This is a genomic window from Ruegeria atlantica (genome assembly GCF_013032455.1).
In the GTDB taxonomy this organism is placed as follows: domain Bacteria; phylum Pseudomonadota; class Alphaproteobacteria; order Rhodobacterales; family Rhodobacteraceae; genus Ruegeria; species Ruegeria atlantica_B.
The window spans coordinates 623,398-647,959 of record NZ_WQCF01000001.1; the positions used below are offsets into that span (position 1 = coordinate 623,398).

The following is a 24,562-nucleotide window of genomic DNA, read 5'->3' on the forward strand; positions in this document are numbered from 1 at the left end:
TCTAGTTTACCTTGAATCCCGGTAAATCCGGTTCACGATGAATTCAGTCACGGCGCGGCTGCGCGTGAACGGGTGCAAGCCAACCGCGGTACCGGATCAATGGCCCCAACCCTGGCATCTCGGCCGATACATCAAAACAAAAATGCCCTGTTTCTCCTTGCCATTCTACCGTCGACGAACGCGGTAGCAAAAAGGCGGGGCAACGAAGCCCGAAAACGCTCAGCCGCTGGATATGGATCAACAGGCGCCCTTCGTTGAATTCTGGCGTCAGCCAAAGGGTCAAGGCGCCCATCCGTTCACGAACACATTCGACGCCGTGATCAAACGTCAACCGGGATACGGTGGAGTGGCCGTCAAAATCCCGCACCCACTGCCACACCTCACCGGATCGATCTATTTTTAACTTTACCGGAATGTCGTCTGCCTCGGGCGGAAACCCTCCAAACTGCAAGACGCGCGAAATCAACCTCCCTTGCCCCCTGACAATACTGCATCGCCCAGCATAATGGCCGGGCTGACCGTGCAATTGACGCAAGGCCTTCGGCACGTCTGCGCCGGCTGACAGAGATTGAAGAAAGGGGTCGGGTTTCACTCAATATCCCTCAGGCAAAAACCTTGACTTTAAGGCCAAGTCCGGAATCAAACAGGTTCGGGAACGACCGAAGACTTTGTACCTGTTCCGCGCTATGGCGTTATACAGTGGATCCTTCACCCATCCCGGAAGAAACCGGCACACAGACAAAATCGGCCATATCCCGGGCAATGCCTTCATAGCAGCAGAAAACGCATCCAAGCGTTGATGGACCACACCGTTCACTGTGACCAGATTGGTTTCAAAATCATTCGTTGGCAGGCCAAGATCCCGATAGAACCGCTGCCCCAACGGCGATTGCGCAGTTGCGAACTTAAAGCGCTGCGATTTGTCCCGTGCGACCATGAACTGGAAGAAGCCCGAACACAAAACACAGTTCCCATCAAAAACTATAATATCCTGAGAAGCCGCCAGTTCGGCTAGGGTAAGATTTTGCATAAGGGGTTCGTCAGACAAATCCATCAAACCAACCCTTCCACTCAGCCCCTTGCGCTGCAATGCGACAAGAGGCCGTCTTGGATCAGCCTAAAGCGAATTCAAATGCGCCGGGGAGCCACCGGTTTGATTGGTTTTTTTACCAGGGCTCTGACCTTATCCCCTAAAAGGTCCTGACCCGACGATGACCGGAAAGTAAAATATATCAGCCTTTAGGTCTTGTTTTCATTCGCCAGAACCATTCGAATTCCAGACAGTTCATTGACCTGACATCGTCCAACCGACCGCAAGATTGCGGAGATCGTTTAAAATATAGTGGAGAAATCCATGGAAGTTGATATCGCCCGCATCCAGCTATTGACCAAAGCGCTTGATCAACACACCAATTGTTCCAAGACATCTGATCGCATCTTACGAAAATGCGACCTGACCCGCGATGCCATCGCCCCGCCGGCCACGACATGCAGTGCGCATCAGGAAGCCCTATTCGTACGTTACGCCTGTGATACTGTAGGGGATATTACCTTTGCCGCACAAACCGGCTTGCAGTTTTCATCAACCTCCAGCCTGACCGCATATATCAGTAAATACTCGCGCGACCTGCGGCAGGTCCTCGAGAACACCTCTTACTTTCACCGGATCATCGACCCGGCCATCGCATTCACGCTGCGACTTGCCGGAAATTTCGCCACTATCGAGGCCGAGTGGAAGGATGCCAGCTATGCGCGTTACCATCGGCGAACAGAGTTTCTGATGTTTGCAGGGCTCGCCCGCATGCGCGCCTTAACGCAGTCGAACTTTTATCCGATTGAGATGCGATTTCAGCATGAAGTTGGCGAAAACAGAAAAAAATTTCAGAAGCTTGCAGGGTTCCCGATTGTATTCGGCGCGGAAAAGCTGGAGATCGTGCTTTCTGTTTCCTCGCTGAATTTACCGGTTCCGACCTATGACTCGAACCTGCGTGAACACCTTTTGGAATACGGAGAACGTGTTCTGGCCGAGCGACGCTCGCCCAAGCAAAAGCTGCGCGCTCAGGTCGAAGGTCTGATCACGCAGTCTTTGCCCGGTACGGTTGTTCATGCCGACGAAGCTGCCGCCAATCTGGGATTGAGCCCCCGTACCTTTGCCCGGCGTCTCAAAGACGAGGGCACGAGCTACCGCGACATTGTCGACGATCTTAGGTGCGATCTGGCACAGACTTTCATCACCAACGGCATGCCCCTATCCGAGATCGCCTATTCGCTGGGCTATGCCGACCAGCCCGCCTTTTCCACGGCCTTCAAGCGTTGGACCGGTCAGGCCCCCAGCACTTTTCGCAGTCGTTTGGATTTCTCGGATGACCCCTGAACTGGGTGGCCGGGGGTCATCGGCGGCATGGCCTCGCCCCGGCCTGTCCCATGAGTGGACACTAAGGATATAAAGGCGTGCGGGGCTTACACATTGTGAATTGCCGCCAATTTGATCGTTGGGCCGGACAATGTGATAAACTGGCTGCTCAAAGAAAAAGGCGCCTCGGTTGAGACGCCTTTAATCTTACTGATCCAGGAAAGATCGCAGTTTGCGCGACCTACTCGGGTGCTTCAGCTTACGCAGTGCCTTCGCCTCGATCTGACGAATACGCTCGCGGGTTACGCTGAATTGCTGACCGACCTCTTCCAATGTGTGGTCGGTGTTCATACCAATACCAAAGCGCATCCGCAGAACACGTTCCTCACGCGGGGTGAGCGAGGCCAGAACCCGTGTGGTGGTTTCCTTGAGGTTTTCCTGAATGGCGCTGTCCAGCGGCAGCACGGCATTCTTGTCCTCGATGAAATCGCCCAGCTGGCTGTCTTCCTCATCACCAATCGGTGTTTCCAGAGAGATCGGCTCTTTGGCGATCTTCATCACCTTGCGGACCTTCTCAAGCGGCATCTGCAGCTTTTCGGCCAATTCCTCAGGCGTCGGCTCGCGACCGATTTCGTGAAGCATCTGACGACCGGTCCGTACCAGCTTATTGATCGTTTCGATCATGTGAACCGGAATACGGATCGTGCGGGCCTGATCCGCGATCGAGCGCGTTATTGCCTGACGAATCCACCAGGTCGCATAAGTCGAGAACTTATAGCCGCGGCGGTATTCAAACTTGTCCACCGCCTTCATCAGGCCGATATTACCTTCCTGAATAAGATCAAGGAATTGCAAGCCACGGTTCGTGTATTTTTTGGCGATCGAGATCACCAGACGCAAGTTGGCTTCGACCATTTCTTTCTTGGCCTGCCGCGCCTCTTTCTCGCCCTTCTGAACCTGCTGCACGATGCGGCGGAATTCAGGGATATCCAGACCGACATACTGGCCGACTTGAGCCATATCGTTGCGCAGCTCCTCAACCTTCGCGGTCGAGCGTTCGATGAACATCTGCCAACCCCGACCCGGTTTCTCGGCCATCTCGGTCAGCCAGTTCGGATCCAGTTCGCGGCCACGGTAGGCATCGATGAACTCACGACGGTTAATGCGGGCCTGGTCGGCCAGTTTTACCATCGAGCTGTCCAGAGACATGACACGGCGGTTGATGCCGTAAAGCTGGTCGATCAGAGCTTCGATCCGGTTATTGTGCAGGTGCAAACCATTCACCAGCTCAACAATCTCGGCACGCAGTTTCTGATAGGTTTCTTCATCTTTTTCGCTGAACGTACCGTCTTCGTTCAAAGTGGCCGAAATCCGGCTGTCCTGCATTTCCGACAGCATCGAGAAGTCGGTCGAGATGCGCTCCAGCGTGGTCAGAACCTGATCTTTCAGCGCGGCTTCCATCGCGGCCAGCGACATGTTGGCCTGATCGTCATCGTCATCATCGTCGTCGCTGGCGATCGGGTTGCCGTCTGCGTCCAGTTCCGGCCCGGTGTCCTTGGCAGGCTTCGCCGCCTGAACCGCCGATGTGTCCACGACAGGCTCTTCTACATCTCCGTCTTCATCCATCTGGTTGCCGAACGTGGCCTCCAGATCGATAACGTCACGTAGCAGAATGTCTTCTGACAGCAATTCGTCATGCCAGATGGTGATCGCCTGGAAGGTCAGCGGACTTTCGCATAGCCCGGCGATCATGGTGTTGCGACCGGCCTCGATCCGCTTGGCGATGGCAATCTCGCCCTCACGGCTCAGCAACTCTACCGACCCCATCTCGCGCAGGTACATCCGGACGGGGTCATCGGTGCGATCCAGCTTTTCGGTCGCACCACTCGACAGCGCGACCTCACGGTTGCTTTCGGTCGTGGTCAGCTCGGTTGAGCCTTTGTTTTCTTCTTCTTCGGCCTCTTCATCTTCGATGATGTTGATGCCCATTTCGGACAGCATCGACATTACATCTTCGATCTGTTCCGAACTGACCTGATCAGGCGGCAGAACCTGATTTAGCTGGTCATAAGTGATGTAGCCCTTCTCGCGGGCCTCAGCGATCATTTTCTTGACCGCTGCCTGGCTCATGTCCAGCGAGATTTCCTGTTCCTGCTCGTCTGATTTGCGATCTTCGGACGTGTCTTTGGCGGCCATTCAATGCTCCTGCAGGGATGGGTGATTCGTTTGAACCGAATCATTAGCGCGTAGAAGTGATTCGGCCACCCGTTTACCTGTTTTTCTTTTCCAGTGCCTTACGAAAACACCAATTTACCGGCGTTTTCGTTCAAAATTGATACCTGACATGATTGCCTGAAACGCGTCTTTCTCGTCGCGGTTGATTCGCGCGCCGTTATCGGCGACGTCGAAAACGGCCCTGTCTTCATTCTGGCTACGGCTTGTGCGGTTACGCTCTTCGGCGGCCTGAGCCAGCCGATATGTCAGCGCCTCATCGGCCAGATCGGACAGTTCCTCCGCAGCTTCAGCAATCTCGGCATCCAACCCCCGGAGCGCTTTGATCTTTGCGAGTTCCTCGGCCAGTGTCATCTCGGCCTTTTCGACGTCGCCCGGTTTATACACACAGGGGATGACTGCGACATGGCGAAGGGCTAGCAGGTTTTCAAGGGCTGTCGGCCCCAAACTTTCAGCAATGTGGTCTTTTAGGTTGTCGGGATCATCAATCGCGTGGCGCAAGATGGCTTGGCGCAGGGCTGCATGATCGGGATCGCGGCACTCCATTTCTTCCAACTGGTGTTCGAATTGGATAACCACTTGGGGGTTCAGCGCTGCGATGGCCAGAATGGCCGCTTCACGCAACTGAATCTCGGCATTTTCGGATGAGGCCAAAAACGAAGACCGCGCGCCTACCGTCGCCGGTTGCTTCTGCGGCTGCCATTTCCCACGAGGTTGCCACGGTCGATTTTGCGGCTGTCGCTGCGGACGGAACAACTGCCAACGCAGATCCTTGATTTCCTGCCCGTAATGCGAACGGATCGAGGGGTCACGGATAAGCTTGATCTTGTCCCGCAGCACCTTGTCGAGCGCTGCCTTACGTTCGGGACTGTCGAACACCTTGCCTTCGGTCTCACGCTGCCACAGCAGTTTGACCATCGGAATGGCACCATCCAACACAGCCTGAACGGCGCCTGCCCCTTCGGCGCGCAGCAGATCGTCCGGATCCTTGCCTTCTGGCATGAGCGCAAAACGCAATGACTTTCCGGCCTCCAACAATGGCAAAGCCAGATCAACGGCCCGCATGGCTGCTCGCAACCCCGCTGTGTCACCATCCAGAGCTATGATTGGCTCGTCCGAGATGCGCCACAACAGTTGCAACTGGTTTTCGGTGATCGCTGTTCCCAAGGGTGCAACGGACGCGCCAAATCCAGCCTCAGCCAGCGCGATCACGTCCATATAGCCTTCGGCCACGATTAGAGGCCGCCCCTTCCCTGCCGCCTGACGTGCAGGGCCGTGATTATAAAGACTGCGTCCCTTGTCGAACAATTCAGTCTCAGGAGAGTTCAGGTATTTGGCATTGTCATTTGGGTCCATCGCCCGACCGCCAAAGGCTATACAGCGGCCACGCGGATCTCGGATCGGGTACATGATCCGGTTACGGAATGTATCATAGGGCTTTTTGCCCTTGTTCGAGGGCTTGGCCAGCCCTGCCCCGAGGATCAGGTCCTCGGCTACGTTCTTGCCACGCAAATGATCCCACAGCGCCTGCCAGCCATCAGGGGCAAAACCGATTTCCCACCGCTCCAGCGCCTGCGCATCCAGTCCCCGCCGCGCCAGATAATCACGCGCCGCCGCTCCTGCCCCAGTCTTGAGCTGCAGCCGAAAGAACTGCGCTGCCTGCTCCATTACCTCGGCCAGTTGCGAGCGGCGATCTTGTTTTTCTTGCGCCTTGGGGTCGCGCGCAGGCATCGGCATACCAGCCTCGCGCGCCAGAATCTCAACAGCTTCGATGAACGAGACATTCTCGGTTTCTTTCACAAAGCTGATCGCGTCGCCTTTGGCATGGCAGCCGAAACAGTAATAGAACCCCTTCTGGTCATCTACGTGGAATGAGGCCGTCTTTTCATGATGAAACGGGCACGGAGCCCACATGTCACCTTTGCCTTGGTTGGACTTCCGCTGATCCCACATGACCTTGCGACCGACGACCTGAGACAGACTCAGCCGGGTGCGCAGCTCATCAAGGAAACCGGGGGGCAGTGACATTGGTTAAACCTGCCAGAAATGAAAACGCGCGCCAAGGGGAAGGCGCGCGGTTGTCCACAGAGAAATGCTGACCTGTGGATTATTGCTGTAAGCACAGCTCCAACCAGGCCGCTCCCAAATCCTTTTTGCGCACGTCGCGCATCTTTTGCTCGTACACCCACGGTGTGATCAAAGGGATGGCAGCGTTGTAGTTTTCAGGCCATGCCGGGCTTGTATCAGCAACCGCCTGCGGTACGTCTCGCTCCTTGACCCGGTCCAAACGTGCTTTTTGGATCGCCGCAACAACTTCGGCCTGATACTGGCAACTTTGTTCTTTGGTTTCTTCAGCAGCCAGTGGTGTGGCTAGCAGAAGAATGGCCGCAAAGGCGGTACGTAACATGGGGGACTCCCGGAATCATTTCTTTCGCAGAAGATTAGCGGGCAAAAGCGACGCCTGCTATCACCCTTTTCGACCAACACGACCAACAATTGTCGCATGGCAAAAGGGGCGATCAGAAATTGGTCCGACCGCCCCTAGAGGATCAAAGCCCCTTGGCGCGATAACTTTTCGAGACGCGATCAATGGCGACGATATAGGCTGCGGTTCGCAAGTCCTCGACATCTTCGCGGCTGTGCCATACCTCGCGCATTGACTGGTAAGCGATGCGCATCGTGTCATCGAGGCCAGATCGAACCAGTTCCAGCTCATCCGCCCCCTTGAGGTACTTGGCCTTAAAGTCAGGTGACATCGACCAAGCATCGCCCAAATAACGGTCCAGCCGCTCAAGTTCGCTGACGATCAGCTCGTGCCGGGATTCTTCCTGACGTCGCTGCATCCGGCCAAAGCGGATATGGCTGAGGTTCTTGACCCACTCAAAGTAAGACACCGTCACACCACCAGCATTCGCATACATGTCCGGGATGATCACAGTGCCTTTCTTGCGCAAGATTTGATCCGCACCCGCCGTCACCGGACCGTTCGCGGCCTCAATGATCAAAGGTGCCTTAATCCGCTCTGCGTTGGTCAGGTTGATGACACCTTCAAGCGCCGCCGGAACCAGAATATCGCACTCGGCCTCAAGAACTTCCGCCCCTTCTACCGAATGCGTGGCATCCGGATAGCCTTTGACGCCGCCATGTTTCACGATCCATTGGCGAACCGATTCAACGTCGATCCCGTCAGGGTTATAAAGCGCGCCATCCCATTCGATGATGCCGACAATCTTGGAGCCATCCTCTTCGCTCAGGAACTTCGCGGCATGATAGCCAACGTTGCCGAGGCCCTGAACGACGACCCGCTTACCGTCCAGCTTGCCCGACAAGCCCGCCTTCTGCACGTCCTCGGGGTGACGGAAAAACTCACGCAGAGCGTATTGAATACCGCGCCCGGTTGCCTCAACCCGCCCGGCGATCCCGCCCGCATTCAGCGGCTTACCAGTCACACACGCGCGCGAGTTGATATCCGTCGTATTCATCCGCGCGTATTGATCCGCAATCCAGGCCATCTCACGCTCACCTGTGCCCATATCCGGCGCGGGTACGTTCTGAGATGGGTTGATCAGGTCTCGCTTGGCCAATTCATATGCAAAGCGGCGGGTAATCTGTTCCAGCTCATGCTCTTCATATTTCCGGGGATCAATGCACAACCCACCCTTGGAACCGCCAAATGGTGTTTCAACCAGCGCACACTTGTAAGTCATCAGCGCTGCCAGCGCCTCGACCTCATCCTGGTTCACAGCCAGAGCGTAGCGGATACCGCCCTTTACCGGCTCCATATGCTCAGAGTGAACCGAACGATACCCGGTGAAGGTGTGGATCTCTCCTCTCAGACGCACGCCAAATCTCACTGTGTACGTGGCGTTACAAACACGGATTTTCTCCTCCAGCCCCGGAGGCAAGTCCATCAGGGATGCCGCCCTGTTGAACATGAGGTCTACACTCTCGCGAAAGCTGGGTTCTTTAATGGCCGTCATTTAATCCTCCGTACCAACGAACGACATGCGTTCCGACAGTTTGTCGCACCCAATGGCTAGACGATCAATAATTAAGCAGAAATAAAACCAAAAAATGCTGAGAATTTTTCCACAACATTCCCCGAGTCGCCAAATCCAAGCTGCCTGTCCAAATTGTCCGGCATGCAATGACAGAAGCAATCAAAGCCCACGAATTATCACGCAATTGACAGCAAACCAGTCAACTCGGTGACATTTTCGCCCAATTCCCGCCACGTTTCGGCGTTAATTTCTGATAGTTCATTTTTTCCTTGGCGGTTTCGCTAACTGCCCAGAGAGGTCCGCAAGATGATTAAGCGCGCAATTCGCGGTGGCGTTGGAGTTTTTCGTCAAAAGACGCCATTTGCGCGCCGGTTCGCAAAGGACGAGGACGGCGCCGTATTCACACTTTTTGTGCTGCTTGGTTTCATCGTAATCCTCGCGACCACCGGCATTGGCGTCGACATGATGAATCATGAACGCGACCGTGCCAGTCTGCAAGCTGCGCTGGATCGCGCAGTCCTTGCGGCTGCGGACCTTGAACAGGAGCTTCCACCGGCTCAGGTGGTTGCGGATTATCTGGAAAAATCAAACGTGAGGGGCTCGCTCGTCGCTGACCCTGTTGTTGAAATTGGGCTTGGCTCCAGAAGAGTAACAGCAGAGGCCTTAGTGGTTGTCCCAACCCACTTCATGCGGTTTTCCGGTGTGGATACGCTAAACGCCATCGCAACCAGTTCGGCGGAAGAATCCGTCGAATCCGTTGAGATTTCGATGATCCTGGACATGTCAGGTTCGATGAGGTGGCCATCCGCAGAGGACGGGAAAACCAAGATTCAAGTTCTCAGAGACGCCGCCAAACGGTTTGTGACCTTGATGTACGAACAGAATGACGCAAGTGACGTTTCGATCTCGATCGTTCCATATGCAACGCAGGTAAACGCTGGCGCAGCGATCCTGGATCAGTTCCCCAACGTCTCATCTGAGCACCACTATTCTCATTGTGTCAATTTCCCAGCGAGCCAATTTTCAAAGGCAGCTTTGAGCCCCGATGATACTCTCGACAGAACTGCGCATTTTGATATTTGGTCAGTAAGCAGAAACCCGATCCGTTTTCCTGTCTGCCCCACCCGCGCAGGCAGTGAGATTACTGCAGTCACCGACAATGTGGCACAGCTGCAAGACGCGATTGACGCATTAACCCCCGATGGAAACACTTCGATTGATACAGGGGTAAAGTGGGGTGCTGCTTTGCTGGACCCGCAATTCCGGCCAATTATTGAGACATTGGCAACCGACGACACAGTACCAGCCGATAAGGTCGTGCCTGCAAAATTCAAAGAACGCCCACTGAACTATGACGGCGACGTACTGAAGGTCATGATCGTCATGACTGACGGTCAAAACACCGAGCAGTTCAGGCTGAGGGACAGGTACCGCTCTGGTAATTCGGGCGTTTGGTACAATCCGGACTTCAACTCGACAGGTGAATTCAGCGCTCTGAGGTCCACTGATCCAGACGAGTTCTCGTGGACCTTTCAAAACACAGACGGCAATTCACACCCGTATGGAGAGCTACGCTCAGAACCGGGAACGGCAACCCAACTGACCTTCCCCGAATTGTTCAATTTGACGTCGCTTAGATGGAACGCCCGTTTCAATTATGATTTGCCTCGCGACCGTGAGAACCAGTGGGTATCAAGTACTTACAATACAATTGACAGAAGTGTGAAAAACGAACGGACGCAAAGTATTTGCAGCGCCGTCAAAGATAGCGGTGTTGTTGTCTTTGGTATCGCCTTCGAAGCGCCGGTTGTAGGACTTGAAACCATCCGAGGCTGCGCAAGCACGCCGCAAAGCCACGTTTACGCGGTTAATTCCGATGGATCTCTGGGGGGAAATAACTTGTCTCTGGAAGAGGCATTTGAATCGATCGCGGCGTCGATCAAGACTCTGAGGCTGACACAATGACCTTGAAAAATCTGAAAAAACTGTTTCGGTTCAAGAAGTCCGAGGAAGGATCACTGACGGTTGAATTCGTCATCATCTTCCCTCTGTTTTTGTTCTTGATCCTCAGCGCGGTTGAATATTCGCTGGTCACGATCAAGCAGGCGATGCTGGAGCGTGCCGTGGACATCACCGTTCGAGATATTCGCCTTAGCACTGGCGAAACCATGACCCATGACAGCATTAAAGACGCGATTTGTGCGAATGCGACGATCATTGACGATTGCAGCAATAACCTGCTTTTGGAGATGATCGAGCAAAGCGCATATACTGGTGTGAACCTTCCCATCGAGCCAACCTGCGTAGATAGGTCAGAAGAAGTTCAGCCCGTCACCACATTCGAAAACGGCCCACCAAATGCGCTTATGATCCTTCGCGCCTGCGCAAAGGTAGATCCCATCTTTCCATCATCGAACATGGGTCGCGCGCTAGTCGGTGACGATGAGTTGATCGCCTTGACCGCAACGACTGCCTTCGTTCAGGAGCCTTAAAATGTCTCTACTCACTAATATCCGCCAATTTCTTGGGTCAACAGCACGGGGCGAAAAAGGGGCTCTTTCCCTCGAAGCTATTCTGGTGCTTCCCTTTTTCATATGGACGATCACCCTAGCCTATACGTACTTTGACGGGTTCCGCCAAAGTGCGGCCAATGTGAAAGCGGCCTACACAGTAAGCGACTTGATCTCGCGGGAAGCTGTAGGGATCACCGATACATATGTTGCTTCGATGCACCTGTTGATGCAACGGATGGCAAATAATAACTCAGAAATGAGAATGCGTATCTCTTTGGTCAAGTACCACGAGGAAGATGAAAAACACACGCTTGAGTGGACATCGGACTGTGGGTTCGGTAGCAGCTGGTCCAACGGTACCGTTGGGCAATTGGCGGAACGCTTACCACCAATGGCTGACCAGAACACACTGATTATTGTCGAAACATCAAATGACTACGATCCAGTGTTGAAAACCGGTTGGATTGAAGACAACTTCACTTTTGACAACTTCGTCTTCACACGACCACGTTTCGTCACCGACCTTGCCGGCCCGGATTCCTCTACCCCCTGTCAGGAAACGTTAGCGCAGACAGCACCTCTGACATAAGTTTGGTTTCGGCGGCTGTGGTCATGCCGCCGACGCCCACCCGGCGGCCAAGCCGCCACCACAGCCCCGGTGCCCAACTGTTTTCACCACTTTCCTTGGTCTTCAGCAGAAATCCATTTGATGGCTTGAATGCAAAGACCCCGCGATCAACAGCCTCGATATCCTCAACCTTCGCAATAAGCAGCCCTGCCCCCGTTCTGAGCTCGGTCTGGGTCAGCTCAATCGAGTCACTCGTTGCCTTCCACATTCGCTGCGCAAGCCAGAAGGCCGCGCCACCGACCGCCAGTAAAAAGACCTGCCACATGGGTTCAGGAGGTTGCGCGAAGGCAACAAACAATACCAGCATGCCAACGATGCTCAGCATCCCCACGCCCAGCCAACGTCTGGCAGGTGATGGCCGAATAGTGGCCAGTACATCTTGTTGCATGTGATCCCCTGATGTTTTCCATTGGGTTTAACGGCTTTAGTCTACAAATGACAGAGGGGCATATTTCCGCACATTCAGCGTTCTTTTCTGCTGATTGACGCAACCTGCACCATGCATACATGCTGCCTGTAGCTTCAGGAGATCAACATGTCTTTGCGACCGACCTTAGAGACGCGAAAAGCCGTACCTACAATGGAAGGCGCAGGCGTTAAACTGCACCGCGCATTCGGGTTTCAAGACCCGTCGGAACTCGATCCGTTCCTGTTGTTTGACGATTTCCGCAATGATCGCCCACAGGATTATCGAGCCGGGTTCCCCTGGCACCCCCATCGCGGGATCGAAACGATCACCTATGTGCTGGCAGGCACCGTCGAGCATTCAGATTCTCTGGGCAATAGCGGAACTTTGGGCGCTGGCGATGTACAATGGATGACCGCCGGGTCCGGCATTTTGCACCAAGAGATGCCGACCGGAAATCAACTGGGCCAAATGCATGGCTTCCAACTGTGGGGCAACCTGCCCTCGGCTCAGAAGATGACCGCGCCACGCTATCAGGATGTGAAAAGCACCGAAATCCCAGAAATAACTGATGATGACGGCACCACCGTTCGCGTGATAGTAGGTGAGTTCTGGGGCAAAACCGGCCCCGTCGACGGTATTGCCGCCGACCCACAATATCTGGACATCCAAATCCCGGCAGGCGTCAGAAAAACCTTTCGGATCGACACCTACCGCCGCGCCTTTGCCTATGTTTTTGAAGGTCAGGCTGCTTTTGCGGACGCTTCGCAACCCACTGGTGTTTTACTGGAAAAGGAAGTGGCCGGAGAGGAGGTCAATATCCGCGATTTGTCGGGCAATCGGACGCTCATCCGATTTGGTACCGGGGATGAGGTCACGGTTCAGGCAGGCCCCGAAGGCGTACGCTTTCTATTGATCTCGGGCGCACCGATTGCCGAACCTGTAGCTTGGCACGGTCCCATCGTCATGAACACCCAGGCTGAGCTAGAGCAGGCCTTTCGTGAACTGCGCAATGGCACCTTCATCAACCCGGCGCATTAGGCGGACACCGATTTGCGTACCATGTCCCAATAGATCCGCTCGACCTCATCCAGCGATAAACGCCCGCCCGCACGATACCAAGTCATCACGCCGTTCAGCATAGCAATGACTGCCAGGGTGGCGATCTTGGTATCCGTGATATCAAACAGACCAGCCTCCTGCCCTTGGCGCAGAATGGCCTCCAGCGCGTTTTCGTAGCTGCGGCGCAAGCCTTCGATGTCAGCGAAATTCTCGGGTGTCAGATTGCGCAGTTCCATATAGGCAATGAACACTTCGTCCGGGCGTTCCAAATGGAAGCGAATATGGAACCCAACAAACTGGCGCAAAGCCTCTGACGCGTCCGCATGTCGGCCCAATTCGCCATAAGCCGACAAGAGATCCTGCATATGTTCATTCATCAAACGAAACAGCAGACTCTGCTTATCTGGCGTGTAGTTGTACAGCGCCCCGGCCTGCACCCCGACCTCAGCCGCGATCTGGCGCATCGACACCGCCGCATAACCATGGCGGGCAAACAAGCCCAGCGCCGCCTTACGGATACGTGGACCAGTGATATCGGAATGTGAACCTTGAGTACGTGCCATCCTCCAACAGTATCTGAACGCATGTTCAAATAGAACCCCGCTTGAACCAAAGCTTCAAAATGTGCATCACAGATACAGTCGACCTTGAAAGTGTTTCGCATGAAATCCCTGCCTTTGCTGATCCTGATACTCGCCTGTGCCGGGTGCGCCGATTTTCCGGAACTGGAAGGGCGCGAGCTGCCGGAGCTCAAATCAGCCCGCTACCCCACCCTTATCCCCCTGCAGGAAAATCTGGGCCCACCGGCCGATCCGCTGAACGAGGCCGCCGAGGTCGAAGAAGAACTGCTCGCGCGGCGTGAAGAGCTGGAGAAAAGGTCACAAGAGTTGCAGAACGCTGAAATCAACTGAGTGACCGCGATTCCCGGCACGTCTCCGACCGCGACGCATTGCACCCTAGCGCCGAACCCGCTAAGGCAGCGCTGAACGGGCGGTAGGCCCGATACCACGGAAATTTCGAGCAGAAAGGAACCCACGGGATGACACAGGCGCTGCGGCTGGGAATTGCGGGCTTGGGAACAGTTGGCGTGGGTGTCGTGAAGATCATCCGCCGCCATGGTGATATGTTGGAAGCACGCACTGGACGACCGGTTGAAATCGTCGCTGTCTCGGCACGGGATGCGAACAAGGACCGTGGCGTGAACCTGTCGGGCTATGCTTGGGAAGCTGACCCTGTCGAGCTGGCCAAACGCGATGATATCGACGTATTTGTCGAGCTGGTCGGGGGCGAAAATGGCCCGGCGAAAGCCTCTGTCGAGGCGGCGCTTGCCACCGGCAAGGATGTCGTCACCGCAAACAAGGCCCTTCTGGCGATCCACGGTCAAGAGCTGGCAGAAAAGGCCGAAGCCGCAGGCCGGGTGATCCGGTTCGAAGCCGCTGTCGCTGGCGGTATCCCGGTCATCAAGTCCCTGACCGAAGGGTTGGCCGGGAACGAAATCACCCGTGTCATGGGCGTGATGAACGGCACCTGCAACTATATCCTCACCCGCATGCAATCGCAGCAAAAGGGCTATAACGCTCTTTTCGAAGAGTGCGCCCAACTGGGATACCTAGAGGCCGACCCGAACCTTGACGTGGGCGGGATCGACGCGGCGCATAAACTGGCGCTGCTTTCCTCAATCGCGTTTGGCACCAAGCCGAATTTTGATGGCATTCAGATCGAAGGTATCCAACAGATCAGCCTGGATGACATTCATCAGGCCGACGACATGGGATACCGCATCAAGCTGCTGGGTGTTGCACAACGGTCGGCCCGCGGTTTGGAACAGCGCATGCAGCCATGCCTGGTGCCCAGCAGCTCGCCTTTGGGCCAGCTAGAGGGCGGCACCAACATGGTCGTTATCGAGGGCGACGCGGTCGAGCAGGTTGTTCTGCGTGGCCCCGGTGCCGGTGAAGGCCCGACCGCCAGCGCCGTGATGGGCGACGTTTGCGATCTGGCACGTGGCTTGCAAATCCCGACCTTCGGCCGCCCGGCGACCTCATTGCAGGATGCGAAACCGGCTGTGACTGGCTTGCCTGCCCCGTACTATTTGCGTCTCGCACTGTTCGACAAACCCGGCGCGCTGGCCAAAGTGGCCGCCATTCTGGGCGATGCAGGTGTTTCGATCGACCGCATGCGTCAATATGGTCACACCGAAAGCACCGCGCCAGTTCTGATCGTCACTCACAAGACCACGCGCGCCACGCTGGACGTTGCCCTGAACAAATTTAGGGAAACCGACGTAGTGGCTGGTGAACCCGTCGCATTGCGGATTGAAGAGGTTTGACCCTTGCGGCCTGCATGAAACGCAGGCTATGCCGATTAGAACGCCGATACTGACCTGAGGATAGTGAAAATGAGTGCTGCCAAAGTAGATTTCAACGACCGACTACTGTCTCTGGGCCTTGCACGGGTCGCAGAACAGGCCGCACTGGCTTCGGCCTCTCTGGTCGGACGCGGAGATGAGAAAGCCGCAGACCAGGCGGCGGTAAACGCGATGCGCGAACAATTGAACCTGCTGGACATTGCGGGCGTCGTGGTCATCGGTGAAGGTGAGCGTGATGAAGCCCCAATGCTGTATATCGGCGAGGAGGTCGGTACTGGCCAAGGCCCCGGTGTAGACATCGCGCTGGACCCGCTGGAAGGCACCACGCTGACCGCCAAGGACATGCCCAATGCGCTGACCGTGATCGCCATGGGCCCTCGTGGCTCGATGCTGCATGCGCCTGATGTTTACATGGACAAATTGGCTATCGGTCCGGGCTTCCCCGAAGGTGTTGTCAATCTGGACATGAGCCCGCGTGAGCGCGTCGAAGCGCTGGCCAAGGCCAAGGGGTGTGAACCCGCCGACATCACCGTCTGCATTCTGGAACGCCCGCGTCACGAAGCAATGATTGCCGAAGTGCGCGAAACCGGTGCCTCGATCCGCCTGATCACCGACGGTGACGTGGCCGGCGTCATGCACTGCGCCGAAAGCGAAGAAACCGGCATCGACATGTATATGGGTCAAGGCGGCGCGCCCGAGGGTGTTCTGGCCGCTGCTGCGCTGAAGTGCATGGGTGGTCAGATCTTTGGTCGCCTGCTGTTCCGCAACGATGACGAACGTGGCCGTGCCGCCAAGGCAGGCATCACCGATCTGGACCGCGTGTATGCACGCGACGAGATGGTCACCGCTGACGTGATCTTTGCCGCAACCGGTGTGACCGGTGGTTCGCTGCTGCCGCGTATCAAGCGCGAGCCGGGTTGGGTAGAGACCACCACACTGCTGATGCGATCAAAGACCGGTTCGGTGCGCCGTATGTCGTACCGCACGCCGATGTGGCCGCATAACGAAGCATAGCGGCTTGCGCCACTGCCTTCGGCGAGAGTATTTATCAAAAGATGAAGAGGCCGGGTCCGAGGGGGTCCGGCCTTGGCATATGAGAGGCACGGTATGAGTTTTTTAGAGGTTGAGCAGTCACTTACAGGACGCCGTTGGGTCGGGCCAACTGCCGAGATTGAGCGTGCAACCGAAATGCTGGTGCAGCAAGCCGGCCTGCCCCGTGCAGTATGTCAGGTGTTGGCTCGGCGCGGTGTGTCACCGATGGAAGCATCAAGTTTTCTGGACCCCAAGCTAAAAGAGCTGCTGCCTGACCCGCGAACATTGAAAGACATGGAAAAAGCTGCAGTGCGGTTTCTGATGGCCGTTCGAAACAGGCAGCGCATTGCCGTGTTTGCCGATTATGATGTCGATGGCGGCAGTTCGGCGGCCCTGCTGCTGGTTTGGCTGCGTCAGATGGGGCTGCAGGCAACGCTGTATGTGCCGGACAGGATTGACGAGGGCTACGGCCCCAACGTCCCCGCAATGCAGGAACTGGCCGCCAAGCATGACCTGATCATCTGCGTCGATTGTGGCACGTTGAGTCACGAGGCTATCGCGGCCGCCAAGGGTGCGGATGTTATCGTGCTGGATCACCACTTGGGCAGTGAGGCCCTGCCCGCCTGCGCTGCGGTTGTGAACCCGAACCGGCAGGATGAAAGTGGCGATTTGGGCTATCTCTGTGCTGCCGGAGTGGTTTTCCTGATGCTTGTCGAAGCTGGTCGCCAATTGCGTGAGGCGGGCGCGAAGGGGCCGGATTTGGTTAGCCTGTTGGATCTGGTGGCGCTTGCGACGGTTGCGGATGTGGCCCCCTTGATCGGCGCGAACCGAGCTTTGGTACGTCAGGGTTTGAAGGTCATGGCGCAGCGGCAAAGGCCGGGTCTCGTGGCATTGTCGGATGTGGCACGCATGGATTCGGCGCCGAACAGCTATCATCTCGGGTTCCTTCTCGGTCCACGGGTGAATGCCGGCGGGCGAATTGGTCAGGCCGATCTGGGCGCGCGTTTGCTTAGCACGGATTCGATAACCGAGGCCGAAGCCTTATCGCAACGACTGGATGAATTGAACACCGAGCGCCGCGATATCGAGAATGCGGTGCGTGCTGCTGCTCTGGAACAGGCCGAGGAGCGTGGTTTGGATGCGCCCTTGGTCTGGGCTGCGGGCGATGGCTGGCATCCTGGTGTGGTTGGCATTGTTGCTTCGCGCCTGAAGGAAAGCGCGAACCGTCCGGCGATTGTCATCGGTTTCGATGGCGAGGAAGGCAAAGGCTCGGGCCGGTCGATTTCCGGCGTCGATCTAGGTGCGTCGATCCAACGGCTTGCCGCCGAAGGGCTTCTTGTCAAAGGCGGGGGGCACAAGATGGCAGCGGGCCTGACCGTGATGCGTGACAAATTGGAACCGGCGATGATGCGGCTCAGCGAGTTGCTGGCAAAACAGGGCGCGGGCAAAGGTGGACCGGCCGACCTGAAACTGGACGGGGCCCTGATGCCAGGGGCGGCCACGATTGATTTGATCGAACAGATCGAAAAGGCAGGCCCGTTCGGAGCCAGCGCCCCTGCCCCGCGATACGCACTGCCTGACCTGCAGGTCCGATTTGCCAAGCGTGTTGGTGAATCCCATTTGAAACTGTCTCTGGCCGACGGCGTTGGTGGTGGCCTCGACGCTATTGCCTTTGGTGCATTTGATAGCCCCATGGGTGAAAAGCTGTCCAATCACGGTGGCGCGCGCTTCCATTTCGCGGGGCGGCTAGAAGTCAATACTTGGGGTGGACGGCAGAGCGTGCAGCTCAGGCTTGAGGATGCGGCAGACGCCAATTGAAGCCAACTTCCGGCTTGGGAAAAAACTTTCACATCCTTGCATTTTTCGGCTTGCGGGGGTCCCGGTGAAACCGTAAAAGGCCCCCCACAAGCCAGCGTGGCCCGTTCGTCTATCGGTTAGGACGCCAGGTTTTCAACCTGGAAAGAGGGGTTCGATTCCCCTACGGGCTACCAATTGTGCTTGTTTGGACTAAATGGCCCGTTCGTCTATCGGTTAGGACGCCAGGTTTTCAACCTGGAAAGAGGGGTTCGATTCCCCTACGGGCTGCCACAGTCTAATTCCAGCGAAACTTTAGCCTGATTGTATAGCGAAGATTTCCAACACTTGGACATCTTTTTCAGCTCCTAAAACACTTGATTTAAGAACGTCTACGCTCAATACCCCCTTAGAAACAATAAAGTCTCTTCTAGGGGTACACGCAATGGAACACAGATCCCTTGCAGAGATGCTGTCCAGGGCCAAGTCGGCAAAAAGTGATTTCGATAGACTAACCGTTTTCGACGTGGGCGCAAACGTTGGTCAGTCATTTCGGCTTTTTCGAAAATTTCTGCCTGACGCCACTATCCATTGTTTCGAACCGGTGCCAAAAACATTCTCACGGTTGCAAGAGGCCGTGAGTGACGACGAGTTGGCTTTTGCACATCAACTGGGTCTGGCCTCGAATGTCGGGCATGTAAGGTTCACTTCCAACCTCAACACCGGAAACCACCAGGTGTTGGAAGGGGAGCAACTGTCAAAGGATGAGATCGAAGTCGAAGTTGCGACTGGCGATAGCATCTGCGGGGATCTGGGCATCGAATTCATCGACTATTTGAAGATTGACGCCGAGGGCTACGACTTAGACGTTCTACTAGGTTTTTCAGACATGTTGCGAAAAGGCCGGGTCGCCTATCTGCAGGTGGAGTGTTCGACAAATCTGGACAACCGTTTTCATGTTCATCTGGAACGGTTCATACATTTTTTGCACCCGTTCAATTATCGGCTGTCTGATCTTATCGAGCCAGTCCGCAGGGTTAACAGCACCAATCAAGCTCTGAATGGTATTTGGTATTGTAACGCAGTTTTCGCACGAGAGGTTGAGAATCCTGCGCTGCGACGCGACGGTGTAAATTAACTGTAACTCCGATTGCCAAATCGAAAGCTGCGACCTTGTTAGAAACCGAACCCGTCACGGCAAAGCAAACAACTCTACCCCCACGTTGAATTGAACCATGGCATAACTTCTGCGGCACAATGCATGTCATTCATCGCTCTGGTCGGGCACCTCCCGAACCTTATTTTCAAGGCATCTATTCGCGTGCTGCACCCAGATTGAAGTTTAAATTAAGTGGACCTTCGAACAAAACGACAAAGCCACATAGAAAAATGTTTACTGTTTTCAGCATCCACTGATGCGAAATGGACCGCTGCACCACCCTGTTAAACACTTATGCAGAAGTAGAACGGGTTGCGGTTGGTATCTTGACGCGGCAGTGCAAACCACCAAGGGACGCTGACTTCCCCAATTCAAGACTTGCGCCGTAGGCGTTCAACAAATCGACAGCAATTGCCAATCCCAACCCACTGCCGCTGACTGAAGTATCCAAGCGACCACCAGAGCGGAGTGCTTCGCGCTGAGCATCTTCTGGAATTCCGGGGCCGTCATCTTCGACACTAACCTCGATACAGTCTTTCTTACGGGATAAGCTTAAACGTACAGTTCTGCGGCACCATTTGACCGCGTTATCCAGCAGATTCCCAAGAACCTCTTCAACATCCTGCGCATCCATACGCACCCAAATCTCGGGGCTTTCGATAACTTCCAGATGTTTGCCCTGCTCCTCGGTCATTGCCTTGAACAGACGCGCCAACCTTCTGACAGAGTTGGACAAGTTCGTGCGAGAGTGCGTCAATTCCGCAGTGTTCATAGCCCTCATGCGTGCAAGCGAGCGCCCGAGCTGAGCGTCAATCCGACCCAATGCCTCCTGCGCGATTTCAGTTTTCGCACCATCTTCTGAAAGTGTTCTTAACTCGTTTCTAAGAATAGCCGTAGGCGTCTTTAGGGCATGCGCTAGATCAGCCGCCTGTCGGCGTGAACCGGACACAATATCCCGATTGCGGCTCAAAAGCTGATTCAAGTCACCGACCAGCGGCGCCACTTCATCCGGATAATCATCCGGCTTTAGATCATCGTCAGTGTCCCAGCGATGCGCTACATCCGACCGCAGTTTTCTAAGTGGCCTAAGAATAACAGAGGTAAGCAACAAAGCACTTGCGACACAGATCAAGCCAACAACCGCAAATACCGGCAAAAGACTGCGCTGAGCTGCCCGCCTCTCATTAATCAACTGAGCTCGGCTTTCGGCGACACTAACGCCCCAAACGGTTCCGTCTTCATAAGATATTTCTTGGTAAACACTGCGCAGAACCTCACCCTCGGGTCCGGATGTGTTCCATATTTCTGCGCCTTCGCGCACGCCGAGCGGCTCATCTAAAGTTTCGTCGAACAGTGAAGCCGAGGTGAATACTTCTCCGTCGGCATTGGTAACTTGCCAATATCGGCCGGAATACGGAGTGCTGTAATTGGGGTCGAACATGAGATCGCGCAAAGCTTCGGGGTTTTGCGTCGTGACACTCAGCCCGACCACGAGCTGAGTATGCCGATCTCTAAGTGCAGTGTCGAACCGCTGTGACACCCGGGCATCGATGTACGAAAATACTGCCAATGTACCAACACCAACTGACAGGGCCCCGGCGGCAATCCCTCCGACCAAAGCCCGTTGTCGAAGTGATAACATCAGACAGTATCAATCATATATCCACGACCACGAACCGTAGTAATGAGGTCGTGCCTGAGTTTCTTGCGCAACCGGTTTATAAACACCGCAATGGTATTGGAATCCCGATCACCATCGTACTCATAGATATGCTCGGAAAGTTCGGTTCTTGGGATCATACGACCGGCGTTGTGCGCAAGATAGGTGAGCACAGCAATTTCCTGAGCGGTCAGGTTGACCGGAACCCCGTCTGCGGTCACACGCCCGTTGCGCGTATCGAGAACTACGTTGCCCATTTCGATTACCGGGTTCAACTGCCCGCTCTGACGGCGCAAGATTGCGCGGACACGTGCAGCCAATTCGGGCAAATGGAATGGCTTGGTCATATAGTCATCCGCCCCAGCATCCAAACCATCGACCCGTTCGCTCCAACCATCCCGAGCGGTCAGGATCAGCACAGGGGTTTTAATTCCCGCATTGCGCCACTCGCGCAATACGGAAGTGCCATCGCGTTGCGGTAGGCCGAGATCCAATATGATCATGTCGTAGGATTCGGTCGTTCCCATATGCAGGGCGTCGACACCGTTGTTGACAATATCAACCACACGGCCTTCGGCGTTTAACAGTTTTTTAACCTGGCCGCATAGGTGCGGTTCATCTTCTGCGAGTAAAATTCTCATATCTTATGTCTATAGGTACCCGAATGATATTTTAACAATTATTTTTTGCCGCCACCTTTTCCGTTGCCATTTCCACCACCGCCGTTGCCATTTCCACCACCGCCGTTGCCGTTTCCACCGCCACCGTTGCCGTTTCCACCGCCACCGTTGCCGTTTCCACCGCCACCGTTGCCGTTGCCGCCGCCGCTGTTGCCGTTGCCGTTGCCGCCGCTGTTGCCGTTGCCGTTGCCGCCTTTATTGCCTCCGCCTCTACCGTTGTTACCGCGATTTCCGTTTGTGCCCTGATTGTTACTGTTATTGGCTTTCGCTTGTGATGCAGCATTGGCAGAGTTACCCGGCGAAGCCTTCGCTGCATTGGATATCTGACGTCCTATATTCGAGCGGTTAGATACAACAACCCCAGTTTGTGCATTCACAATGACACTTATTATCTTTCCGTTAGGTTTCTTGACCAAGATTCGATAATAAACTGTGTCAGTCTGAAACGCGCGCGCATCTACTGGAGTACCGCCAAAATACTTTTTGACACCCTCGATAACTCTATTGAGTCGAATAGCGTTCCCCGAGGTCGTCGCCTTGCGCAACTCGGCCTGCTTCATTTCACGCACAACAGCATGCCCTTCTTCAGCCTGAAGAAGAGAGACGAGAACAACTAGGCATGTGATGACTAAGAGTTTCTTCATCAGCAGCACTCATTATCGCGTAAGAGTCCTTTAAATCTAGCAAATTCCGCATTAACCCAAGATGAACATTAGATCGGTTCTACTCCGGAAACAATGACCTAAAAATGGGGTCGACACCCTCTATTTTCGACACAACATAGCGCCCCGAAATTCCACCGAAACAATCCGGCAGATGCTGTATGCAGTGATCGATTAGAATCGGCCTCGCAAACCGAATCGGTTAGCCTTTTGAAGGGCCTTAGCATTGCCGCCGAAAACCGACATCTTCGCGGCACTCACATTCTCCGCCACAGCGGCGCGAAAGACGACGAGCAGACGTCATTGACAACGCCGCGCCCGGATCCCGTTCTGGTAGAAACGAAATGTTCGCAACTCGGCGCTTCCCCTTGGAAAATTGCTTCGTGAAATTTGGAAGACATAAGAACCCAACGGTCAGCCCGACACAGTCAACCCACCCAACCACAGAGATCGAAGACACATGTTAGCAAGTGCCTTTCCGCGACTCTGACATTCAAATGTTCAAAACAATACAGCTGTTGTCCAACAAGCCTACTTCCAAGGGGTAAACAACTGCGGTTTTTCGGGATAGAACGTCGTGCTGCAGTGCGGCAGGTGACAAACTTACCGTCAGCCGCCCTTCTTCGCCTCTACAAATCGTTTATCTCTTACAATGTTTAACAAAGCGGTTTCGACAGGAGGGAAGCGGTCAGAACTGGATTTAGGGGCACACGACACTTCACTGGAGCAAGAAGCCTCGGAGGGCTTCAAAACCTCGCGTACTCGCTGTGCAAGAACATACGTGCCAGTGGTCTGCTTCACCACGCTACTCCCCTTCATCGGATCAGAACGCTCAAACACTCACACAACACCATAGGTTGAGTATGCGTCAAGGCCCATGAACGCCCGAGGAACGGTATGTTCACTTAAAATTTATCCTGACCCGCTTGTACCAGGGACAATTGCGCAATTTTCTTCCAGTGCAATTTAACCCGCACGCACCACTTTAGAGCGAACGAAGTCGTCCTCGGCATCCGCCTTACGGTTCAGCTGATGCAGCAGCTCCACTTGATTGGATACACTTGTCTTGGCAAAGATCGAACTAAGGTGCGAGCGCACTGTGGTTGGGCAGACAGAAAGCGACTGGGCTATTTTCTTCACTGTCATCCCTTCCTTTAACATAGCGCATATCCGGAACTCGGACCGGCTTAGTTCCGCCGGGTTTTGCGGATCAAGGATCGGTACAAATTGTTCGCTCTGGACCATTCTCAGACGTTGGTTCCGTCCCTGCTCCAACCTGGCCGAGATGATACCAGGGACACGCCTGCTCCAAGCGGACGCCAATGTAGAAGCCATTAGCTCCAGCAAGTCCAGTTCGTATTCTCTGGGTTTCTTCAGATAGTGCAACTCAAGATAATCGATGTGATCTGGCTTAACCTCAAGGGGTACAACAACCACCTCTCCTATGGCGTCCAGCTTGGACCGCGGGAAAAGGGAAATTGGTGCCGTATCATCTTTTGAATCTGACGTCTTCCAGATGGACCCTGACTTTGCCGTTGCCGTCCAGTTTCCCAACACTAAATCCGCTTGTGTTTGAGGCTGGGTAGGAAATGCCTTTCCCACTTGCCGACAGCAACGTGCAATATAATTAAATCTTTTTTCGAGCTTTGAAGTTCGAACAATTATTGCAGCATCGGCAAATGCCAATTGAATCAGCTGATCAACAACTTTGGAAATGGAATTATTACCACTTAAGGCATGAGACCACTCAAGAACGAAATTCAAGCTATCTCGCGCGCCAGCGCTGTTTGTAAAACTAACACTCATTACTCTGTTCACCGACCCGACCTAAACAACACAGTCGGGCTCCTTACTGTAGCCCCCACCACAGACACAAACCTGCTTGGTTTATGTCGCATCAGCAACTGGTTTTGCGACCGCCACTATAAGCGCACAAACAAATCGAGAAAATTTTTACCCGATTATCTTGCTGTTTTTCCTGGCTTTTCTTGGCCCGCTGAGCATCCAAGCCCCCC

At 54.7% G+C, this 24,562-nt stretch carries 22 protein-coding genes and 2 tRNA genes; 12 read left to right on the forward strand and 12 right to left on the reverse strand.

Translation table 11 applies throughout. From position 1 onward, the window contains the following. Nucleotides 1-43: 43 nt before the first annotated feature. Together GOW93_RS03080 and GOW93_RS03085 are read right to left on the reverse strand one after the other, a co-directional pair. Entirely contained in the window at nucleotides 44-592 is a 549-nt protein-coding gene (locus tag GOW93_RS03080) for a DUF4166 domain-containing protein (RefSeq protein ID WP_170381586.1), read from the reverse strand. Beyond that, nucleotides 593-1,054 (reverse strand): thiol-disulfide oxidoreductase DCC family protein, encoded by a 462-nt coding sequence (locus GOW93_RS03085; RefSeq protein ID WP_254443436.1) that lies wholly within the window; start codon nucleotides 1,052-1,054, stop codon nucleotides 593-595. Nucleotides 1,055-1,354: 300 nt separating this feature from the next. Between GOW93_RS03085 and GOW93_RS03090 the strand changes: the two genes are divergently transcribed. Continuing rightward, complete coding sequence (locus GOW93_RS03090; RefSeq protein WP_170381587.1) at nucleotides 1,355-2,374, forward strand: helix-turn-helix domain-containing protein; 1,020 nt, start codon at nucleotides 1,355-1,357, stop codon at nucleotides 2,372-2,374. A 186-nt stretch (nucleotides 2,375-2,560) separates the two neighbouring features. Here the strand turns inward: GOW93_RS03090 and rpoD are convergent, their stop codons facing one another. The 4 genes from rpoD to GOW93_RS03110 all read right to left on the reverse strand — a co-directional run bounded on the left by rpoD (nucleotide 2,561) and on the right by GOW93_RS03110 (nucleotide 8,565). Then, nucleotides 2,561-4,549, reverse strand: coding sequence for an RNA polymerase sigma factor RpoD (gene rpoD / locus GOW93_RS03095; protein WP_170381588.1), 1,989 nt, complete (start codon nucleotides 4,547-4,549; stop codon nucleotides 2,561-2,563). A 114-nt stretch (nucleotides 4,550-4,663) separates the two neighbouring features. Further along, entirely contained in the window at nucleotides 4,664-6,613 is a 1,950-nt protein-coding gene (gene dnaG, locus GOW93_RS03100; protein ID WP_170381589.1) for a DNA primase, read from the reverse strand. 79 nt (nucleotides 6,614-6,692) lie between these two features. Next, nucleotides 6,693-6,992 carry a hypothetical protein gene (locus tag GOW93_RS03105; RefSeq protein ID WP_170381590.1) on the reverse strand — a complete coding sequence of 100 codons (300 nt, stop codon included), beginning with the start codon at nucleotides 6,990-6,992 and terminating at the stop codon, nucleotides 6,693-6,695. 142 nt (nucleotides 6,993-7,134) lie between these two features. Then, the gene (locus GOW93_RS03110; RefSeq protein ID WP_170381591.1) at nucleotides 7,135-8,565 is read right to left on the reverse strand and encodes a Glu/Leu/Phe/Val family dehydrogenase; all 1,431 of its coding nucleotides are present in this window, start codon (nucleotides 8,563-8,565) and stop codon (nucleotides 7,135-7,137) included. A gap of 327 nt (nucleotides 8,566-8,892) precedes the next feature. Here GOW93_RS03110 and GOW93_RS03115 point away from each other — a divergent pair, with 327 nt between their 5' ends. The 3 genes from GOW93_RS03115 to GOW93_RS03125 are packed head-to-tail and all read left to right on the forward strand — an operon-like array spanning nucleotide 8,893 to nucleotide 11,688. Then, a complete protein-coding gene (locus GOW93_RS03115; protein ID WP_170381592.1) occupies nucleotides 8,893-10,551 on the forward strand; it encodes a TadE/TadG family type IV pilus assembly protein in 1,659 nt (552 codons plus the stop codon). Beyond that, complete coding sequence (locus GOW93_RS03120) at nucleotides 10,548-11,078, forward strand: TadE/TadG family type IV pilus assembly protein (protein WP_170381593.1); 531 nt, start codon at nucleotides 10,548-10,550, stop codon at nucleotides 11,076-11,078. The genes GOW93_RS03115 and GOW93_RS03120 overlap by 4 nt, the downstream gene beginning before the upstream one ends. A gap of 1 nt (nucleotide 11,079) precedes the next feature. Then, complete coding sequence (locus GOW93_RS03125) at nucleotides 11,080-11,688, forward strand: TadE/TadG family type IV pilus assembly protein (protein ID WP_170381594.1); 609 nt, start codon at nucleotides 11,080-11,082, stop codon at nucleotides 11,686-11,688. On the opposite strand, the gene GOW93_RS03130 is transcribed toward GOW93_RS03125, so the two are convergent. Continuing rightward, the gene (locus GOW93_RS03130; RefSeq protein WP_170381595.1) at nucleotides 11,642-12,115 is read right to left on the reverse strand and encodes a hypothetical protein; all 474 of its coding nucleotides are present in this window, start codon (nucleotides 12,113-12,115) and stop codon (nucleotides 11,642-11,644) included. The two genes, GOW93_RS03125 and GOW93_RS03130, sit on opposite strands and share 47 nt — an antisense overlap. A gap of 147 nt (nucleotides 12,116-12,262) precedes the next feature. Here GOW93_RS03130 and GOW93_RS03135 point away from each other — a divergent pair, with 147 nt between their 5' ends. After that, nucleotides 12,263-13,174 carry a pirin family protein gene (locus GOW93_RS03135; protein ID WP_170381596.1) on the forward strand — a complete coding sequence of 304 codons (912 nt, stop codon included), beginning with the start codon at nucleotides 12,263-12,265 and terminating at the stop codon, nucleotides 13,172-13,174. Here GOW93_RS03135 and GOW93_RS03140 read toward each other — a convergent pair. Then, nucleotides 13,171-13,758, reverse strand: coding sequence for a TetR/AcrR family transcriptional regulator (locus GOW93_RS03140; protein WP_170381597.1), 588 nt, complete (start codon nucleotides 13,756-13,758; stop codon nucleotides 13,171-13,173). The genes GOW93_RS03135 and GOW93_RS03140 overlap by 4 nt on opposite strands. Before the next feature lie 99 nt (nucleotides 13,759-13,857). Between GOW93_RS03140 and GOW93_RS03145 the strand changes: the two genes are divergently transcribed. From GOW93_RS03145 to GOW93_RS03175, 7 genes are all read left to right on the forward strand, one after another. After that, on the forward strand, nucleotides 13,858-14,106 hold the full coding sequence (locus tag GOW93_RS03145; RefSeq protein ID WP_170381598.1) for a hypothetical protein: 249 nt from the start codon (nucleotides 13,858-13,860) through the stop codon (nucleotides 14,104-14,106). Between the two features lie 128 nt (nucleotides 14,107-14,234). Next, nucleotides 14,235-15,521 carry a homoserine dehydrogenase gene (locus GOW93_RS03150; RefSeq protein ID WP_170381599.1) on the forward strand — a complete coding sequence of 429 codons (1,287 nt, stop codon included), beginning with the start codon at nucleotides 14,235-14,237 and terminating at the stop codon, nucleotides 15,519-15,521. Nucleotides 15,522-15,590: 69 nt separating this feature from the next. Then, nucleotides 15,591-16,574, forward strand: coding sequence for a class II fructose-bisphosphatase (gene glpX, locus GOW93_RS03155; protein WP_170381600.1), 984 nt, complete (start codon nucleotides 15,591-15,593; stop codon nucleotides 16,572-16,574). A 93-nt stretch (nucleotides 16,575-16,667) separates the two neighbouring features. Beyond that, on the forward strand, nucleotides 16,668-18,410 hold the full coding sequence (gene recJ / locus GOW93_RS03160) for a single-stranded-DNA-specific exonuclease RecJ (protein ID WP_170381601.1): 1,743 nt from the start codon (nucleotides 16,668-16,670) through the stop codon (nucleotides 18,408-18,410). 98 nt (nucleotides 18,411-18,508) lie between these two features. Next, nucleotides 18,509-18,583: transfer RNA gene (locus tag GOW93_RS03165), tRNA-Glu, on the forward strand. 22 nt (nucleotides 18,584-18,605) lie between these two features. Next, a tRNA-Glu gene (locus GOW93_RS03170) sits at nucleotides 18,606-18,680 on the forward strand. 151 nt (nucleotides 18,681-18,831) lie between these two features. Beyond that, nucleotides 18,832-19,524, forward strand: a complete 693-nt coding sequence (locus GOW93_RS03175) for an FkbM family methyltransferase (protein ID WP_170381602.1) — start codon at nucleotides 18,832-18,834, stop codon at nucleotides 19,522-19,524. A 313-nt stretch (nucleotides 19,525-19,837) separates the two neighbouring features. On the opposite strand, the gene GOW93_RS03180 is transcribed toward GOW93_RS03175, so the two are convergent. The 4 genes from GOW93_RS03180 to GOW93_RS03195 all read right to left on the reverse strand — a co-directional run bounded on the left by GOW93_RS03180 (nucleotide 19,838) and on the right by GOW93_RS03195 (nucleotide 24,353). Further along, nucleotides 19,838-21,187, reverse strand: a complete 1,350-nt coding sequence (locus GOW93_RS03180; RefSeq protein ID WP_170381603.1) for an ATP-binding protein — start codon at nucleotides 21,185-21,187, stop codon at nucleotides 19,838-19,840. Beyond that, on the reverse strand, nucleotides 21,187-21,846 hold the full coding sequence (locus tag GOW93_RS03185; protein ID WP_170381604.1) for a response regulator transcription factor: 660 nt from the start codon (nucleotides 21,844-21,846) through the stop codon (nucleotides 21,187-21,189). Before GOW93_RS03185 ends, GOW93_RS03180 begins: the two co-directional genes overlap by 1 nt. Nucleotides 21,847-21,884: 38 nt before the next feature. Further along, on the reverse strand, nucleotides 21,885-22,529 hold the full coding sequence (locus tag GOW93_RS03190) for a PepSY domain-containing protein (RefSeq protein ID WP_170381021.1): 645 nt from the start codon (nucleotides 22,527-22,529) through the stop codon (nucleotides 21,885-21,887). Nucleotides 22,530-23,513: 984 nt separating this feature from the next. Next, complete coding sequence (locus tag GOW93_RS03195) at nucleotides 23,514-24,353, reverse strand: helix-turn-helix domain-containing protein (protein WP_170381605.1); 840 nt, start codon at nucleotides 24,351-24,353, stop codon at nucleotides 23,514-23,516. Nucleotides 24,354-24,562 lie beyond the last annotated feature (209 nt).